Annotated in this window: 14 protein-coding genes; 4 read left to right on the top strand and 10 right to left on the bottom strand. The window is 48.8% G+C overall.

Annotated elements, in window-relative coordinates:
- Positions 1-45: 45 nt before the first annotated feature.
- Both ACZ0NX_RS03680 and ACZ0NX_RS03675 read left to right on the top strand, forming a co-directional pair.
- A complete protein-coding gene (locus ACZ0NX_RS03680; protein ID WP_464405592.1) occupies positions 46-2,439 on the top strand; it encodes an ATP-dependent DNA helicase RecG in 2,394 nt (797 codons plus the stop codon).
- Positions 2,440-2,547: 108 nt separating this feature from the next.
- A complete protein-coding gene (locus ACZ0NX_RS03675; protein ID WP_415696008.1) occupies positions 2,548-3,696 on the top strand; it encodes a PfkB family carbohydrate kinase in 1,149 nt (382 codons plus the stop codon).
- Between the two features lie 85 nt (positions 3,697-3,781).
- Here ACZ0NX_RS03675 and uriT read toward each other — a convergent pair whose 3' ends face one another.
- Together uriT and uriH are read right to left on the bottom strand one after the other, a co-directional pair.
- Entirely contained in the window at positions 3,782-5,203 is a 1,422-nt protein-coding gene (gene uriT / locus ACZ0NX_RS03670; RefSeq protein ID WP_464405590.1) for a uridine transporter UriT, read from the bottom strand.
- 52 nt (positions 5,204-5,255) lie between these two features.
- Complete coding sequence (gene uriH / locus ACZ0NX_RS03665) at positions 5,256-6,203, bottom strand: uridine-preferring nucleoside hydrolase UriH (RefSeq protein ID WP_464405588.1); 948 nt, start codon at positions 6,201-6,203, stop codon at positions 5,256-5,258.
- Positions 6,204-6,494: 291 nt separating this feature from the next.
- Here uriH and rsmD point away from each other — a divergent pair, with 291 nt between their 5' ends.
- Complete coding sequence (rsmD, locus tag ACZ0NX_RS03660) at positions 6,495-7,076, top strand: 16S rRNA (guanine(966)-N(2))-methyltransferase RsmD (protein ID WP_464405587.1); 582 nt, start codon at positions 6,495-6,497, stop codon at positions 7,074-7,076.
- Between the two features lie 354 nt (positions 7,077-7,430).
- Here the strand turns inward: rsmD and trmD are convergent, their stop codons facing one another.
- The 7 genes from trmD to cysS all read right to left on the bottom strand — a co-directional run bounded on the left by trmD (position 7,431) and on the right by cysS (position 14,795).
- Positions 7,431-8,261: a tRNA (guanosine(37)-N1)-methyltransferase TrmD gene (gene trmD / locus ACZ0NX_RS03655; protein ID WP_464405585.1), complete on the bottom strand. Its 831-nt coding sequence runs from the start codon at positions 8,259-8,261 to the stop codon at positions 7,431-7,433.
- Positions 8,262-8,291: 30 nt separating this feature from the next.
- Complete coding sequence (gene rimM, locus ACZ0NX_RS03650) at positions 8,292-8,876, bottom strand: ribosome maturation factor RimM (RefSeq protein WP_415689478.1); 585 nt, start codon at positions 8,874-8,876, stop codon at positions 8,292-8,294.
- A gap of 8 nt (positions 8,877-8,884) precedes the next feature.
- The gene (locus ACZ0NX_RS03645; protein WP_016636230.1) at positions 8,885-9,118 is read right to left on the bottom strand and encodes an RNA-binding protein; all 234 of its coding nucleotides are present in this window, start codon (positions 9,116-9,118) and stop codon (positions 8,885-8,887) included.
- A 2-nt stretch (positions 9,119-9,120) separates the two neighbouring features.
- The gene (gene rpsP / locus ACZ0NX_RS03640; RefSeq protein ID WP_060786915.1) at positions 9,121-9,594 is read right to left on the bottom strand and encodes a 30S ribosomal protein S16; all 474 of its coding nucleotides are present in this window, start codon (positions 9,592-9,594) and stop codon (positions 9,121-9,123) included.
- A gap of 603 nt (positions 9,595-10,197) precedes the next feature.
- A complete protein-coding gene (locus ACZ0NX_RS03635) occupies positions 10,198-11,421 on the bottom strand; it encodes an endonuclease/exonuclease/phosphatase family protein (protein ID WP_464405582.1) in 1,224 nt (407 codons plus the stop codon).
- 30 nt (positions 11,422-11,451) lie between these two features.
- Positions 11,452-13,158, bottom strand: coding sequence for a signal recognition particle protein (gene ffh, locus ACZ0NX_RS03630; RefSeq protein ID WP_464405580.1), 1,707 nt, complete (start codon positions 13,156-13,158; stop codon positions 11,452-11,454).
- A gap of 41 nt (positions 13,159-13,199) precedes the next feature.
- Positions 13,200-14,795 (bottom strand): cysteine--tRNA ligase, encoded by a 1,596-nt coding sequence (gene cysS, locus ACZ0NX_RS03625; protein ID WP_060786912.1) that lies wholly within the window; start codon positions 14,793-14,795, stop codon positions 13,200-13,202.
- Between the two features lie 303 nt (positions 14,796-15,098).
- Here cysS and ACZ0NX_RS03620 point away from each other — a divergent pair, with 303 nt between their 5' ends.
- Positions 15,099-16,493: a nicotinate phosphoribosyltransferase gene (locus ACZ0NX_RS03620; protein WP_464405578.1), complete on the top strand. Its 1,395-nt coding sequence runs from the start codon at positions 15,099-15,101 to the stop codon at positions 16,491-16,493.
- Positions 16,494-16,542: 49 nt separating this feature from the next.
- Here the strand turns inward: ACZ0NX_RS03620 and ACZ0NX_RS03615 are convergent, their stop codons facing one another.
- Positions 16,543-16,890 carry a DUF3039 domain-containing protein gene (locus ACZ0NX_RS03615; RefSeq protein WP_060786909.1) on the bottom strand — a complete coding sequence of 116 codons (348 nt, stop codon included), beginning with the start codon at positions 16,888-16,890 and terminating at the stop codon, positions 16,543-16,545.
- Positions 16,891-17,066 lie beyond the last annotated feature (176 nt).

Raw genomic sequence — 17,066 nt, 5'->3', positions numbered from 1 at the left:
GCGCGGAATGAATTTAAGCGGTAGCGCGACGATTATAATCGAAGTATGGCCGCATCCGTAACACTAAACACACCAATATCATCCTTAGTAGGCAACAAGCGCCGCGTTTCTGCCCTAAAATCGCTAGGCGTAGTCACGGTAAAAGACGCGCTAACGTACTACCCGTTTAGAGTCACGAATCCGCTAAAACCTGCGCATTTAAGCCAAATTTTGCCTGGTCAAGAAGTGGCGTTTTGCGCGGTTATACAGTCCATAAACTTGGTGCAAATGGCCGCGCGAAGAGGGTATCGCTTAGACGTAAATGTTGCGCAAGATGCGGCGCGCGCTCAAATCGTCTATTTTTCAAAAAACAGGCAATACGCGCAATGGGTTAGCAGCCGCATGAGCGTTGGTCAAACCGTTGTTGTGGGCGGGGTGAGCGGCGCGTTTAATGGCGTTTTGCAATTTACGCATCCGCAAGTTATAAGCGTTTTGGCGGCGGGTAGCGATGGTGAGAAGTCTAGCGATGGTGAGAAGTCTATCAACGATGAGAAGTCTAGCGCGTCTGGCGATTTTGTTGCGCAAAGCGTTGATGAAGCGATGGAAAGACTTTGCGCTCCGCAGCCGATTTACCACGCAAATTCGCGCATTTCTAGCGACCACATTCACGAGACGATTTTAGGATTATTGCGACTTTTTAAGAGCTGCGATAGTGGCGATTTTGCGCCCGAGTCTTTGCCCGAGTCCATTCCAGACATTCTCCCGCAATCCGTAATCGCAAGCAGAAACTTTATGCACCGCGCGGCGGCGTTTGAGTCAATCCACAATCCGCAAACCAAAGAGGATTTTGCGCGCGCAATCAACACAATGCGTTTTGAAGAAGCGTTTATATCTCAAATCGCTGTTTTGCAGTCGCGCGAGAACTCGCTTAACGGATCCGCCTATGCATGCAACAATGGCGCTTTAAGGCAGCAGTTTGAAGCCAGCTTGCCATTTGCGTTGACGGAAGGCCAAAAAAACGTTATTAGCGAGATTACGGAAGATATGCAAGATGTGCAAGATGAATCGCCAGCAGCCAGCGAATCCCCATTAAAACCAATGCGTCGTCTTTTGCAAGGAGAAGTGGGCTCTGGAAAGACGGTTGTGGCAATGAGCGCAATGCTTCAAGCTGTTGGTTCGGGCCACCAAGCGGTGCTTGTTGCGCCGACTCAAGTTCTGGCCCAGCAGCACGCCGAAAATCTTCGCAAAATGATTGAGCGCGCGGGCATAAGCGTTGAAATTACGCTTGTGACGGGCGGAATGAAGCTGGCGGATCGAAGAAGAGCGCTGGCAAAAGTGGCAAGCGGCGAGCCTTCAATTATTGTGGCCACTCATGCCGCATTTTCCGCCAGTTTTAAGCCCACAAACCTTGCGCTGGCTATAATCGACGAGCAACACAGATTTGGCGTTGAGCAGCGCGATTCGCTTATACGCAAAATGAGTAATAATGCGGATGTTCATCTTCTTGTTATGACGGCCACGCCGATCCCTAGGAGCGCTGCAATGACTTGGTTTGGCGATTTAGACGCGTCTTACTTAACGGAGCTTCCAGGCGGCCGCAAGCCGATTCGCACGTTTGTTATAAACGAGCTGGACTTTGCAAAAATGGCCGCAATGTTTAGCCACATTCGCTCCAGAATTGACGCGGGGGAGCGCGCGTACATTGTTTGTGCGCGAATAGACGATGATGATAATGGCGATAATGGGGATAATGGCGACTCTGCGGCGGCTTTCGACTTTTCCGCGTATTCATCTAATTCATTAAACAACGCACAATCTAACGCACAATCTAACGCACAACCCAACGCACCAATACACACAGTATCGCAAATTTTAGCCCGCCTTAAAAATCTTCCTCAATTTAGTGGCGTCAATTTTGCTGAGCTTACAGGCCGCACAAGCGACGAGGAAAAGCGCAGTATTATGCGCGATTTTGAAAGCGGCAAAGTGCAAATTTTGGTTTCTACAACCGTAATCGAAGTTGGCGTAGATGTTGCAAAAGCAAGTTGCATAGTGATTTTTAACGCCGATCGCTTTGGCCTTGCGCAGCTTCATCAGCTTAGGGGCAGAGTTGGTAGAGCAGGCACACAATCCTGGGCCTTTTTGGTATCTGCAGTTCAAGACAACGAGTTGGCGGCAGCGCGCTTGCAGGTTGTAGAAAAATCGCTAGACGGCTTTGTAATCGCGCAAAAAGACTTGGAACTTAGAAACGCTGGAGACGTTTTAGGAGACAGTCAATCTGGCGGAAAATCAAGCTTAAAGCTGCTTCGAGTTGTTAAAGACGCGCATATTATTGCAGACGCAAGGCAATGCGCAATGTCTCTTATTGCTAGCGACCCGACTTTGCGCAACCACACGCAACTTGCTGGGGCGGTTTTAGACTTTACGCGCGGCAGCAGCACGGCAATTTTGAGCAATTAGAAGAAAATTAAGAAGAAAATCGCACAATTTTTTACAATTTACGTGCGAAAAAGACAATTTTTGAATATTCTAGAAGTATAAGGTAAAAACGCGAGAGACGAGGCAAAGATGACTGAACGCGAACAACAAATATTGTCGTGGATTCAGCAGAATCCTATGATTAGTCAGCAGGAGCTTGCAGATTTAGCTGGTATTACGCGATCGGGCGTGGCAGCGCACATTTCCAATCTGATTCGCAAAGGGTACCTTAGAGGCAAAGGTTACATTGTTACGCCACCAAGCTACGTAACAGTAATCGGCGGAATAAGCATGGATGTTTTGGGAATCGCGTGCGGAGATCTTATGGACTACACGTCGAACGCTGCAAAGGTGCGTTACGCGCTTGGCGGAGTTGGGCGAAATATCGCAGTTGCTTTAGAGAGGATGAACACGCGCGCAAGCTTGGTCTCTGTGTACGGAGGCGACCACAATGGCGAGCTGTTTAAAATAGACGCATCCATAAACGGATTAGACATAGGCTACTCAAAGCAGCTGCCAGACGCCATGACAGCGTCTTATATGTATGTTGGAGACGCATCTGGGCAAAGGCTTTTGGCATTAGACGACATGAGCATCTACGACTACATGACGCCAGACTTTTTGCGCGAAAGAATATCAATCATAGAAAACGCAGACATTGTTGCACTAGACACCAACATCTCGCAAAAGTCGTTTGAATGGGTGTGCGATAACTACAGAAAGCCGATTATGGTTCGCGCAATAACGGATGCAAAAGCGCCGAGAATACTTTCGCGCCTAAATTGCATTGATACACTTGTTTTAGACACGGCAGAATCGCAAGCGCTTACTGGAATTTGCGCTGTAGACGAAAGGTCAGCCGTGCAATGTGCAAAGGCTCTGCTTAAGCGCGGAGTTAAGCGCGTGTTTGTTAATTCGGGGCGTGAAGGCGTTGCGTATGGAATTCTTGGGGAAGGCATTGCGTTTTACCCTGTGCCTTTGCAGCGCGTACAAAGGATGATTGTTTCTAGAGGAAACGGATCCGAAGGCGCTAAGGCGGTTGGCAATGACAATGGTTCTAGCGATGCAGCCACTGCCGCTTTGATTTACGCGCGATACAACCACTTTGACAATTCCAAGACAGGGCGATTTGCGGTGGCAGCTGCGGCGCTGAACACTGAGTCTGTTGAGGCGGTACATGAGGCAATGACGCCAGAACTTGTTGAGGAGCGAATGCAAAACATTCATGAGCGCGTTTGAGTGCTGACTGGCAAATATAAAAAGACCGCAGCTAAAAACTGCGGTCTTAGTTTATTCTGTTATTTTCTTGTGATTGATCAGTAGATCACTCGCAATCTTCTGGCTTAGGGATTAAGAACGAGCATGCAAACGCTAGCGCAAGCAGCACGATTCCAGCAATCATCGAAGCAACGTAGCCAGTGGTTGCTCCAGCATTCTGCGCAAAATTGGTCATAACAGCGTAGAGAATCGCAAAGCTCAATCCTGCTCCAAGGTTAAACGCACCAGCATTCATGCCAGGCAAATATCCAGGATTATCTTTAGGGGAAAGCACAATTCCAAGGCCGTTAAGCATAATGTTTGCAACGCCTGCGTAGCTAATTCCAAGCCACAAAGAAAGCACTACAAGCCCGCAGACAGAAGGCATCTCGGAGACGTACATTCCAAACACAACGCCAAGAACGCTCACAAGGATTCCAGCGCGCAAAACGAGTCGGTATCCAAACTTTGCGGCGAGCATGCCGGCAACAGGGCCAAACACAAAGCCAATAATTGCGTACGGCGTAAGAGTTGCAAAGCTCACCACGCTTGCGCTCATTGCGGCTCCAGACTTAGCGTCTTGCGCAAGCTGAGGCACAACGCCATTCATGATTGCAAAAACGCCCGTCATTGTAAGAAGCGTGCAAGAAAGCAAGCCCCAAGTGCGGCGCTGGCTCATGTATTTTGTAGAAACAAGCGGAGCGGAGCTTTTGCCCTCTACGTTCCAGAACACTACAAAGAACACGATTGCAAGAACTACAAGAACCGCCACAAGAGTCAAGTTGGCGCCCGCAAGCTTGCCGATCTCGTTAATCGCAAGATATGCAGCCAAGAATGCAATGCCAAGAGTTACAACGCCAATCCAATCCATCTTAGGGGTGTCTTGTGCGTGCGATTCTTCGGTTTGGAATATAACCAAAAGAACTGCAATCACGCCGATTACAGCCATAGTCCAAAATACAGATCTAAAGCCAAAGTTGCCTGCGAGCCAGCCGCCTGCAAGTGCGTCAACGCCTGCAATTCCGCCGTTTACAGAGGTTAAAATTGCCATCAACTTTGCGTAACGTTTTTCTTCGCTAACGCGCACACGCAGCATAATCAAGCACATTGGTACAACAGGGCCGCTTGCACCCTGAAGGATTCGGCCAATCATAAGAACCGTAACGTTTGGCGCAATGGCACTAACAACGCATCCTAAAATGGTTGAAACCAGAATGCCAGTAAGCACCTTTTTGCGGCCAACAAGGTCTGCCAAGCGCGGCAGGAATAGCGAAAACAGAGCCGCCGCCGTAAAGAACACGGTTTGTGTTAGCGCGATTTGCGTATCTGTTGTTTTGAGCTCGTGCGTCATAGTGGCAAGTGCTGGGGAGAGCATGGATGCGTTTAGCTGGAACGCAAAAATGGCCACTAGAAGTGCGGTCATAAGTGCTACGATTGAACGCCCGCCCTTGTCTAACATGTGTGGAGCTGGAGATGAAACCTCAGTCATAATAACTCCTATTTGTTTGTTTTATATCTATTATTTGATGTCTATTGTTTTATTATTTGATTCCATCGATTCGCTTTAGAGCGTCGATAATCAAATCCCAGAACTTGTTAAAGTCAAGCTTGGTGGCCACTTGCGTGTGGCATTCGCTTGCTGATGGCTCTGGTCCGCGCAAATCTGCAACCGTCATTCCAAGCGTTAAATCGCCTTTAATTTCAACGTCTAGAGGGCATCTGCGGGTCTGCACAACGCTGTGATCAATCAAGTATGCAACCGTGCATGGATCGTGCACAGGCGGGTCAATAAAATCTTGATTATTTTGGTACGCCTTGCGGAAGAAGTCCATCAAACCGCTTGCAAAAGCCGAAAGAGGCGTGCCGATTGCGTCGATTTTGGCCTGCACTTGCGGCGTGCAAAGCGCCTGATGCGTTAAATCAAGACCAACCATTGTAATAGGCCAATCTTCGTTAAACACAACGTGAGCCGCTTCTGGATCTACCTTAATGTTAAATTCCGCAACCGCGCTCCAATTGCCAACGTGGTAGCCGCCGCCCATAAGCACAACCTCTTTAACGCGGCTAACGATTCGCGGCTCCATGCGCACCGCCATTGCGATGTTTGTAAGTGGGCCAGTTGGAACAAGGGTAATTGTGCCTGGCTCGCTGTTCATAATCGTGCTAACAATCCAGTTTACGGCGTGGCCTTCGTCTAATGGGCGAGTTGGCTTTGGAAGCGTTACTCCGTCTAGGCCAGTTTCTCCGTGCACAGCGGCCGCCACTTCTAGCGGGCGAATCATTGGGCGATCGCAGCCTGCGTGAACAGGAATGTTTGTTGCGTGAGCCATTTCTAGCGTTGCTCGCGCGTTGTACGTTACTTTTTCTAGGCTCTGATTGCCGCCGACTGTTGTTACGCCAAGCAAATCAATGTTTGGGTTGCCAAGCGCTAGCAGAATTGCCATAGCGTCGTCGTGGCCAGGGTCGCAATCTAAAATGATTGAAGTCATTTTTGTTCCTTGTTGCTTGATGGTTTTTTGCTTATTTTGTTTTTGTTTGTTGTTTGTTTGTTGTTTGTTTGTTTGTTTTTATTTTATGCGTAGGTCGTTTGCAAACATCATTGTTTAGCTGTGGCTAGGGGTAAATCGCCAGAAACCAGTGCTAAGCAACATTTGTTTATGTTTATAAACAAATGGCCAATACAATTTTAGCAGGGATAAAATTTGACACAAGTCAAAGTGGTTACGCAAATCAAAATTGCAATCGTAAGTCAAAGTGATTTAAAATGATATGCTTAAAACATGCACGTAATTGCAGGAAGATTTAAAGGCACGCCATTATGCGCCGCAAAGTCATGTACAAGACCCACAACAGACCGTACAAAAGAGGCGATTTTTTCTAGACTCGACTCGTGGGGAGTGTGCGAGGGAGCGCGCGTACTCGACTTATTCGCTGGAACCGCGGCGTTGGGAGTAGAGGCGATTTCTAGGGGCGCAAAAGAGCTGGTGTGTGTAGAGGCGAACGCGGCTGCGGCGGCACTAATTGCAAAAACCGTTAAAGTGCTAGAAAGTCAAAGCACGTGGAGCCAGGATTTAAGCGTGCGCGTAAATAAAAAGCGCGCGGAGCAGTTTGTGCAAGATTACAGCGGCGAGGCGTTTGGGCTGGTGTTTGTGGATCCGCCGTACGCGTTGGAAACGGCGCAAGTTGAGCGGCTGATTGAAAACATGGTTAGCAATGGCGTTGTAAGCGATGCGGCAGACACGCTGATTGTTTTGGAGCGTAGTGCGCGCAGTGTTGCGCCTAAGATTTGTGCGGGGTGGGAGATTTTCGACACGCGCAACTATGGCGAGACTGCCGTAATGTTTATTCAAACTTCGCGTTGACCTTCTACGCATTGATTTTTATTTTCGTTTATGCTTTGCCAAGCTAGGTAGAGATTCGAGATTTTTCGCAGCGAAAGAGGTGAGCCTCAGCGCCGAAGGTGGTGACTCGCCGAGAGAGCAAGAAAAATCGAGAATCTCGGTGATGAAAGATACGCAAAAGTTCTAGATATCCAGAAGGTTTGATGTATTTCTCTACGAGCAATAAATAGCGCCATACTGAGGCCTTGGAATATTAACGTTCATAAGACCCCCGTAAAGGAGCGCGTCACTTGCGAGGAGAGAAATACTCAAACCTCGCGCAACGCTAAATAGGAAGTGCCCTCCTACAACAGCAAACAAGAAACCGTGCAAATTCTATAGGAGCCTTGGCGAATCGCCAGAAACCTCCCATCCAAGGCTAATCAGAGTTTTCCGATCTTGCTTACTAAGCGACTTGCAATCAAGCTTCTCAATTAAATCTGGTCTGATTTGGCTTGTGCGCGCCAACGCATCGTCTCTGCGGAAGCGATCCACCTTAGCGTGGTCGCCCGAGGTAAGAATCGCAGGCACGCTAAGGCCGCGCCACGTTGTTGGCCGCGTGTACTGGTGATGCTCAAGAATCGCGTCCGCGCCTGTATACGACTCTTCAACAATCGACTCGGGATTTCCCATAAAGCCTGGAATCAAGCGCGTAATGGCCTCTACCATAACACTAACAGCCACTTCGCCGCCGTTAAGAACGTAGTCGCCAATCGAGTACTCGCGCACGTCTACGCCGCTTGATTTGTAGTATTCGGGGATTCGCGCGTCGTAGCCTTCGTAGCGGCCGCATCCAAACACGAGTCGCTTGGCGTTTGCTAGCTGCGTTGCGTCTTTTTGAGAAAACAGTGGGGCAGAAGGATTTGGGAAGATTAAAATTGTGCCATTATCAATGCTGTTATTTGCGATATTATCGCCATTATCTGCGTCATTATTGCCACTAAAAAGCAGCTCATCCAGGCACTCCGCCCACACTTCTGGCTTCATCACCATTCCCGCGCCGCCGCCAACTGGCGTGTCATCAACCGACTGATGAACGTCGTGCGTCCATTTTCTAAGATTATACGCGTTGATTTTAAGCAGGCCGTTATCTTGCGCTTTGCCGAGCAAACTCAGATCGAGCATGCGAAAATATTCTGGAAATACGGAGATTATGTCGATTTGCATTTTAAAGCCTTTAAGCGTAAATCCTGCGCATTAAAGCCCAGGAATCAGTCCGCCTGGAGGGTCTAAAGTTAAATATTTTTCTTTAAGATTAACTTCGGGAACCAGCGCCTGAACAAATGGAACTAGCGCGGTTTTATCATCGCCAACTGGCTCCAAAAGGCGGATTTTAAGCAGCGACTGCGCGCCGTCCACAACGTCTACGACTTTGCCGATTTCGCGCGGAGCAACACCAAGTGAATTATTCTTGCAAATGTGCGCGCTAAGGCCTATTAAATCCTTAATATACCAAGCGTTTTCTTGCTCTAATTCTTCCGCACTTTGAGCCTTAGTGTAAAGCTCCAAGCCGTTTAGGGACTCTGCGTCATTACGATTTAGGCTTTGTTCAAAAAGCAGAATCCAGCGGTTTTTAAACGTGCGGGAAGCTTCGATTGTAAACTCGCGCTCGCCGTCTTTAGTGTAAAGCACATTGCCTGGTTCAAAGCGATTATAAGGCTCGTCGGTAAAGACCTGAACCGTGACTTCGCCTTTTAATCCTTGCGCTTTTCCAATACGACAAACCCTCAGTAGGGTGTTTTCACCTTGCTGAGGGTTGTCAAAAAGTTGGTTTTTAGCCACGTTCAATCTCACTTACGTACGTCCATAATGTCTACGCGCACGTTGCGATGGCTTAGAGCCTGCACAACAATACGAATAGCATTGGCGGTACGACCGTTTCTTCCAATAACGCGACCGATGTCTTCTGGATTTACGCGCACGCGCAAAAGTTCGCCGCGAGCGTTTGAATGAGAACGCACGGATACGTCATCTGGAAAATCCACGATATTTTTAATGAGATGTTCCACAGCTTGAGCCAGCATAATTACTCAGCCTTTTCCTCGGCTTCAGCATTTGCTGCTGGAGCTTCTTCTGCGGCTTCTTCGGCTTCGTTCTTAGCGGCTTCTGCAGCGGCCTGAGCCTTTGCAGCGGCTTCGGACTTAGCAGCCTTAAGCTTCTGAGCCTCGGCTTCTACAGCCTCAACACGAGCCTGAGCGTCTGGGCCAGCCTCAGAAGTCTTCAATGTGCCTTCTGCACCATCGAGACCCTTGAACTTCTGCCAATCGCCAGTAATCTTTAGCAGCTTCAACACTGGTTCGGTTGGCTGTGCGCCAACGCCAAGCCAGTACTGTGCGCGATCAGACTTAATCTGAATCAAAGATGGCTGCTTGTTTGGATCGTAGATACCGATCTCTTCGATGGACTTGCCGTTACGCTTGTTGCGCGAATCAGAAATTACAACGCGATAGAAGGCGTAGAACTTCTTGCCCAATCTCTTAAGACGAATCTTGGTTGCCAAAATGGCTCTCCTTATAACTAAAGTCGTAGAATTTCGCTCGGGTGTGGGGCACTCCTTGCGAGTTCCACTGTTCCTCGCGTGGTCGATAAGAGGGCTTCGATTCACGCGAATAACTTTTCTATTATGCCTGATTGCGTGGACTATATGTTTTCCCGAGAATGTACGTAATTTGTTCCGATTTTTCGTACAAAGTCAAGCGAAGATGTGAGCGGATTTTCCTTGTTTGATATTGCGCGGGCGCGACGATCTACCTTTTCGCTTAGAGCGTAGCGCGCGGCTTCCTATTTGGTGTTGCGCGAGGTTTGAGTATTTCTCTCCTCGCAAGTGACGCGCGCTTTTACGTATAGCTTATGAACGTTAATATTCTAAGGTTTTAGGATGGCGCTATTTATTGCTCGTAGAGAAATACATCAAACCTTCTGAATGTCTAGAACAATTGCGTGGTTTTAATCGCCGAGATTCTCAATTTTTCTTGCTGCTTCAGCGAATCACCATTTCATGCTGAGGTTCGCTTCATCCGCTGCGAAAAATCTCGAATCTCTACCTTGCTTAGTGGAGTAATGTACGCAAAGAGCATTGTTATTTGGGTGAAGAAGCGGGGAACTAGAGGGGGAGCGAAACGCAAACGATTAGCGCAAAGTGGTCGCTGCCGTCCACGCGAATCGTGCGTTGTTCTGTGGCTTTAGCGGCGCAGCCTGTTGACTTTATTAGCACATGGTCAAGCGCAAGATTTGGCCATTTTTGCCACGTTGGCCAGGTTTTTAATCGCTTGCCGATTTGCATTGATGCGTCGAAAAAGCCTGATTTTAGTAGCGCTCTAAAGCTCGGGTGGTCTGGTGTGGAGTTTAAGTCTCCGCAGATTATTGTGACTTTTTTGCAGTCGCTTTTATTATGATTTTCGCCGATTTTTGCAAGCGCCATTATTCCGCTGCTCCAAGCCGCACACCCGCGCATAGGCGATTTTGGATGCGCCGAAGCGAATGTTATTAGAGGATTTTCCGCGCGCGTCTCGCAAGCAGCCGCCGTAACAATTGGCACGTTTGCTGCATCAATCTTAATCGACTCGCCAAAAGATTGTTTTACGTCGTTTAATCGCGTATAAATCGCGTTAAATCCGCCATTTTCGCGCCCGTTCGCGCTTCCTAATTGCACATGCGCAAAATCGCGCATAATCCCAAGTTTTTCAAGGCTTTTTACAAGTTTTTCGCTTACTTCTTGCAAAAGAATCGTATCGATTTTATGCGTTTTTGCGAGTTCTATTATTTGACTCGCGTTTGCGCGTCCATATCTGCAATTAAGCGTCATAACGCGGATTTCTAGCGATTTCTCTAGCGATTTTACTTGCGACTTTTCCCACGTTTGTTCCCTTTTTTGCTGTTTTTGGGAACAAACACGGGCATCTATTCCTGCGTTTGTTTCCGTTTTGGGTGTTTTTGGGAACAAACACGGGCATGTGTTCCTGCGTTTGTTCCCTTTTTTGGTGTTTTTGGGAACAAACACGGGGAAGTATTCTTGTATTTGTTTCCGCAAATGTCTTGAAAAATACGGCGTATACGATTTTAAAGAGATTAAGAGCAACGCCGCATATGCCACGCACAAAAACACGTACGATTTACAAAATTCATTTTGCAATTGTGTTGAGGCCGCCGCCACAGCGCTGGCGATTAGCCCAAACCCTGCGCAAAACGGCGCAATCGGCAGCAGTGCAATAACGTAGGGCAGCGGTTTTAGCCCGTCTGCTCCAGCTGGCAGCCACCTAAGCAGCTGCCAAGCCAGAAGTAAAACAAGCGAAATAAGTAAAATCGCAGGTAAAATCGCGTGAATCATCTACTGATTATTTGTTATCTGATTATCTGATTATCTGCCAAAAAGTCCCGAAAGACCGCCGCCCAAGTTTGGCGGCAAATCAGGCATTCCGCCAGCAAAATCACCTTCGCCACTCATAAGATTTTGAAGATTTTCTGGCAGATTATTAGGCAAATCCTGCTTCTTCTTCATAAAGGCAGACTCGCCATTCGCGTCATCGCCATCATTTGCACTATTTGCAGAAGAATTTCCAGACAAGCGATCCCTAAGTGCGCGCTCCTCGGCCTCGCGTCGCATAGGATTTCCAGATTTTCCGCCCTTCTTCTTGCTCTTTTTGTCTTTACGCTTAGACTTTCCAGCGCCGCCGCCAAACCCAGGAATTCCGCCCATTCCAGGCATTCCTGCGCCGCCGCCATTGCTCATGCGCTTCATCATCTTAGCTGCCTGCTCAAAGCGCTGCAAAAGCGCGTTCACTGCGGAAACTGGAACGCCCGCGCCAGCTGCGATTCGCGCGCGCCTGGAGCCGTCAATAATCTTTGTGTCTCGGCGCTCCTTAGGTGTCATGGAGCGAATAATCGCCTCTGTGCGGTCTATCTCGCGGTCGTCAAACTGCTCAAGCTCTTGCCTGTGCGCTGCCATTCCAGGCATCATGCCAAGAATTTTCTTCATAGAACCAAGCTTTTTAACCTGCTGAAGCTGATCCAAAAAGTCGTCTAGTCCAAAAGTTCCTTCAGATATTTTGGCGGCCGCTTTTTTAGATTCTTCCTCGTCAAACTGCTTTTGTGCATTCTCAATAAGCGTTAGAATATCGCCCATATCTAGGATTCTGGAGGCCATTCTATCTGGGTGGAAAATCTCAAAATCCTTCAAGCCTTCGCCAGTAGAAGCAAACAAAATCGGCTTGCCCGTAACGCTTGCAACCGATAGCGCAGCACCGCCTCTAGCATCGCCATCTAACTTAGAAAGCACAACGCCAGTAAAATCAACGCCTTCGTTAAACGCTTGAGCCGTATGAACAGCATCCTGACCAATCATGGCGTCGATAACAAACAGGATTTCTTGCGGATTAACAGCATCGCGAATTTCGCGCGCCTGCTGCATAAGGGCATCGTCCACGCCAAGGCGACCAGCGGTATCTATAATAACCGTGTCGTACATTTTTGCGCGCGCGTAGTCAATGGAATCTCGCGCAACCTTAACAGGGTCTCCAGTGGCCAAACCAGCCGAAACAACTTCGCTTCCGCCATCACTTTGCACGCCTCGCTCTGGCGCAAACACAGCCACGCCTGCGCGCTCGGCAACAACCTCAAGCTGCGTAACGGCGTTAGGGCGCTGCAAATCCGCCGCAACAAGCAAAGGAGTGTGCCCAGAATCCTTAAGCCAGTAGCCCAGCTTTCCTGCAAGCGTTGTTTTACCAGCGCCTTGCAAGCCAGCAAGCATGATTACGGTTGGGGGGTATTTTGCAAAATTCAGTGGCCTATCAACGCCTGCGCCCAAAACATTTGTAAGCTCGTCGTTTACAATTCGCACAACTTGCTGCGCAGGATTCAGTGCGCTAGAAACCTCTTCGCCAAGTGCGCGCTCGCGGATTTTAGCGGTAAAAGATCGCACAACGTCTAAAGCCACGTCTGCGTCTAAGAGCGCGCGGCGGATTTCGCGAATTGTGCCGTCTATGTCTGCGTCGGATAATTTGCCTTTTCTACGCAAGTGTTTGAATGCGCCAGAAAGTCTTTCTGTTAACGAACTAAATGCTGCCATAATTGCTCTATTCTACAGGTTGTTTGGAATGTTTAAGAGTTTTAAGATAAATGCCACGATGAGCCTTGTGCACAATCTTCGATTACAACGCCAGCGGCGGTTAAAGAGTCGCGAATCGCGTCTGCGCGTGCAAAATCCTTGGCCGCGCGCGCAATCGCCCTTTGTTCCAGCTGATTTGCAATCAAAGATTCAAGAGCCTTGTGTTCCGCGCTTGCGCCATTATCTGCATCTTCGCCCAAATCTTGCGATTTTTGCGCGTTGCGGCGCCATTGCGGGGAGTAAGGGTCTAGCCCAAGTGTGTCTAGCATTGCGCGAACTTGCAAAACGCACGTTTTAATAAGGCTTTTAATGCTGTTGTTTTGGCCGTCATCTTGACTTTGTGCATAGTCGTCCAAAAGCGCGTTGCCAGAGCGAATCGCAGTAAAAATCGCAGCCAGCGCGCCCGAAACGTTAATATCGTCGTTCATAGCTTTAGTAAAATCTTCTGGAAGATTATCTGCATCAACGCCCTGAACTTCCGCATAATCTGGCTGATTTTCGATTACGCGGCCCGCGCGCTCAAGGAAGTTTGATATGCGATCATATGCCGATTGCGCCTCGTTTAAAGCCTGATCCGACCACTCCAGCATTGCGCGGTACTGCACGCCGCCTAGCGCGTATCGCACAACCCACGCGGATTTTTGAGCCAGAACCGATGGAACCGAAAGACCGTTTCCAAGGGATTTGCTCATTTTTTCGCCCTTTGCTGTAACCCATGCGGAATGCATCCACACGTTTGCACTCTTCCAGCCAGCAGCAAGTGTTTGTGCCATCTCGTTTTCGTGGTGCGGGAAGCGCAAGTCTAGTCCGCCGCCGTGAATGTCGAAGGAATCGCCAAGATAGCGGTGACTCATTGCCGAGCATTCAATGTGCCAACCTGGGCGGCCTGCTCCAAACGGCGTATTCCAGCGCGCGTCTTTTTGGTCAAAATCGCAAGGTGCCTTCCAAAGCGCAAAATCGCGAGCATCGTGCTTATCTGGGCTTGCATCGGCAGGGTCAATTGGATTGTATTTGTCGGCTTTGCTGGCTTTGTCATCACTATTGCTGCCATCTGAATTGCCATTTTGATGTGTAAGCGCACCGTAATCCTGCCAACTTGGAACACTAAAATACACGTTTCCAGTAGGATTGCCATCCGCGCTTTTTATTGCGTATGCGTGTCCGCGATCAATCAAGCGCTGTATAAGCTCCACCATGTCGTTGATGTGGCCAGTTGCGCGCGGCTCCACAGTAGGCGGCATAACGCCGAGAGTGTTGTAAGCTTCAGTAAACTCGCGCTCGTAAATGTAGGCGCGCTGCCACCATGTTTGGCCATTTTCGCTAGCTTTTTTGATGATTTTATCGTCTATATCTGTAACGTTTCTAACAAAAGTAACGTTGTAGCCAAGGCGCAAAAGCCATCGGCGAACAACGTCGAAGGCGATTGCTGCGCGAATATGACCTATGTGCGGCGAGCTTTGCACGGTTGCGCCACACACGTACATTCCAACGTGACCAGGGGTGACGGTTTTAAACTCGCTGGTGTTGTGAGTTGCCGTGTTGTACAAGCGCAATCGCGTGGCTGCTGCGGTAAGAGTTCTGTTCGTATTTTCAAGCATAATCTCAATTATATGTTTAGCTAATAACTCACGTTTAGAGCGTGCGAACGATTTGACGCATTTTGTACCAGATTTGATCTAAATCACGTACAAAACCCGTCAAACAACTCCGCATTTTGTACCATATTTGATCTAAATCACGTACAAACTCGGGAAAACAACTCCGCACTTTGTAGCTTTAAGTCGTAGATAGACATAGGACTATGATTGCTAGCAGATAGAAATCGCAAGCGCAGCTACGCAAAAATGGCCACTAACCGCTCGCCAAATTCACGTCACTAAAATCGCAAGAAAGGATTAAAAATGCCTGATTCTTTTGATTTCGCAAACTCTGAAGCAAAGTCCTACGCAAACTCTTCCGTGCTCATGACCGACATGTACGAGTACACAATGCTAGATGCCGCGCTAAAAGACGGCACAGCAGACCGCAAATGCGTTTTTGAGATTTTTACGAGGCATCTTCCGCAAGGCCGCCGCTACGGAGTGGTAGCAGGCACGGGAAGAATCCTAGAAGAGCTAGCGCGATTCCACTTTAGCGATGAGGACTTGCGATTTTTGCAAGACCGTAAAATCGTAAGCAAAGACACCATTAAATGGCTAGAAAACTACCATTTTAGCGGCAAAATCCGTGGTTACAGGGAAGGCGAAATGTTCTTCCCAGATTCGCCGATTTTGCAAGTTGAAGGCACTTTTGGCGAGTGCACGCTGCTAGAAACGCTGCTGCTTTCCGTGCTTAACTACGATTGCGCGGTGGCAAGCGCCGCGGCTCGTATGGTTTCCGCATCCGCTGGAAGGCCGTGCATGGATATGGGCGGCAGGCGCACAAACGAGTGGTCGGCGGTGGCTGCCTCTCGCGCGGCGGTAATCGGCGGTTTTAAGGGAACTGCAAACCTGCTTGCGGCCAAGCTTTACGGGCTTAAGGCGATTGGAACGGCCGCGCATTGCTTTACGCTTGTGCACGACCGTGAGCGCGATGCTTTTGAGTCGCAAATTGCCGCGCTTGGCAAGGGAACAACGCTTTTGGTAGACACGTACAACGTGGAGGAGGCTGTTAAAACCGCCGTGCAGGTTGCTGGCGCGGATCTTGGCGGTGTGCGCATTGATTCGGGCGATTTGTGCGTTATGGCTCGTCGCGTGCGCGCGCAGCTCGATGCGTTGGGCGCTAAAAATACTAAAATCACGGTTACTAACGATTTGGACGAGTATGCGCTTGCGTCTTTGCAAAACGCGCCAGTCGATTCCTACGGCATTGGAACCATGCTGGTTACGGGTTCGGGCGCTCCTACTTGCGCAATGGTTTATAAGCTTACGGAGCGCCAGGGCGCGGATGGAGTTATGCAACCTGTTGCTAAGAAGTCTAAGAATAAGGCGACTGTTCCAGGGCGCAAACTTGCGTATCGTTCTTACGATTTTGGCGGCGTAAACGGCGGCGCTTCTGGCAATGGCGTGGCCGACTGCGAGCACGTGATTTCTGGATCAGAGAGTGCGCTCGCTGCTTTTAAGCCGCAGGATTCTTGGGAAGATTTGCTAGTTGACTACGTGCAAAATGGCGAATTTAACACGGAGTTTATGGGTCATGACGCGATTATGCGCGCACAGAATTATTGCGCCAAATCTCTTAGCAGACTTCCGATTTCTGCTCAAAGTCTTATGCGTGGCGACCCCGCGATTCCTACAGAAATCAGCGTTTTAGGCTAGTTTAGGCTAGTTTAGGCTGGTTTATAAATCAGCTTTAATTTGAGTTACTCTAAAAGCCCAGATTGTTCATCTCTTCGTAGATTTTTTTGCACTCTGGGCAAACGGGGTAGTCGTTTGCTTCGCGCTTTGGAATCCACACTTTTCCGCACAACGCCACAACAGGGCGGCCAGTCAAGCGCGATTCAATTACGCGATCTTTGGAAACGTAGTGTGCAAAGCGGTCTGCGTCGCCGCCATCGTCCATTCGCGCGGATTCGTCTACTTCTGGCTTTTCGAGCACGCTTGTGCTTGTGCTAGACCCAGAATCTGGGAGGCTTTTTGAATCGTCTTCCATAACAGCGTTCAAATTAGCAGCGTTTGAGCTATCGCCATACTTTGAATCATTTGAAAACGTCATTGCATCCCTTTCGTACAAATCCTTTTCACACAAATCATGTTGCATAAATCGCGTTGCATAAATCATGTTTTGTTACTTGCGATTTATGTTTATACAAGCATAATTCATAATCGCAACAAACGCTGGCAAATGGGAACAAACGCAGGGAAGTGTGCCCGAGTTTGTTCCCAAAATTG

Source organism: Gardnerella rara (assembly GCF_055452355.1).
The sequence above is the reverse complement of the archived record's forward strand: the minus strand, read 5'-3'. Positions and strand labels throughout refer to the sequence as shown.

Coding starts and splice junctions, on each gene's coding strand:
- ACZ0NX_RS03620 (WP_464405578.1), top strand. CDS start 15,099: ATGCCTGATTCTTTTGATTTCGCAAACTCTGAAGCAAAGTCCTACGCA.
- ACZ0NX_RS03645 (WP_016636230.1), bottom strand. CDS start 9,118: ATGCTGGCTCAAGCTGTGGAACATCTCATTAAAAATATCGTGGATTTT.
- rsmD (WP_464405587.1), top strand. CDS start 6,495: ATGCACGTAATTGCAGGAAGATTTAAAGGCACGCCATTATGCGCCGCA.
- cysS (WP_060786912.1), bottom strand. CDS start 14,795: ATGCTTGAAAATACGAACAGAACTCTTACCGCAGCAGCCACGCGATTG.
- uriH (WP_464405588.1), bottom strand. CDS start 6,203: ATGACTTCAATCATTTTAGATTGCGACCCTGGCCACGACGACGCTATG.
- ACZ0NX_RS03615 (WP_060786909.1), bottom strand. CDS start 16,890: ATGACGTTTTCAAATGATTCAAAGTATGGCGATAGCTCAAACGCTGCT.
- ACZ0NX_RS03680 (WP_464405592.1), top strand. CDS start 46: ATGGCCGCATCCGTAACACTAAACACACCAATATCATCCTTAGTAGGC.
- uriT (WP_464405590.1), bottom strand. CDS start 5,203: ATGACTGAGGTTTCATCTCCAGCTCCACACATGTTAGACAAGGGCGGG.
- trmD (WP_464405585.1), bottom strand. CDS start 8,261: ATGCAAATCGACATAATCTCCGTATTTCCAGAATATTTTCGCATGCTC.
- ACZ0NX_RS03635 (WP_464405582.1), bottom strand. CDS start 11,421: ATGATTCACGCGATTTTACCTGCGATTTTACTTATTTCGCTTGTTTTA.
- ACZ0NX_RS03675 (WP_415696008.1), top strand. CDS start 2,548: ATGACTGAACGCGAACAACAAATATTGTCGTGGATTCAGCAGAATCCT.
- ffh (WP_464405580.1), bottom strand. CDS start 13,158: ATGGCAGCATTTAGTTCGTTAACAGAAAGACTTTCTGGCGCATTCAAA.